At 43.9% G+C, this 294-nt stretch carries 1 protein-coding gene; it reads right to left on the bottom strand.

Annotated elements, in window-relative coordinates:
• Positions 1-294: YmdB family metallophosphoesterase (locus ACFIN0_RS10025; RefSeq protein ID WP_375702485.1), on the bottom strand; the 294-nt coding region annotated here is incomplete at both ends.

Raw genomic sequence — 294 nt, 5'->3', positions numbered from 1 at the left:
AACAGATTCGCAACAAGAACACGGGCATCATTTTTCGCTGTAAAAACACCAACTCCTCTTCCGGGAGTCTCTTGCGAGAAATTGGCAGGACGTAAAAAACGATCACTCTCATGCGCATACTGCAATGCTTCTGTGTGAGAAAAAGCATGATTACCCGTGGTGACAACATCAACTCCGGCCATCAAAAGATCTTGATACGTTTCTTGTGTGAGACCAAAACCACCAGAGGCATTCTCACCATTCACCACAACAAAATCAAGATGCCATTTCTCAATAAGTTGAGGAAGATGCTCA

It is taken from the genome of Bartonella sp. AA89HNZF (assembly GCF_042196905.1).
Taxonomy (GTDB): Bacteria; Pseudomonadota; Alphaproteobacteria; order Rhizobiales; family Rhizobiaceae; genus Bartonella.
The sequence above is the reverse complement of the archived record's forward strand: the minus strand, read 5'-3'. Positions and strand labels throughout refer to the sequence as shown.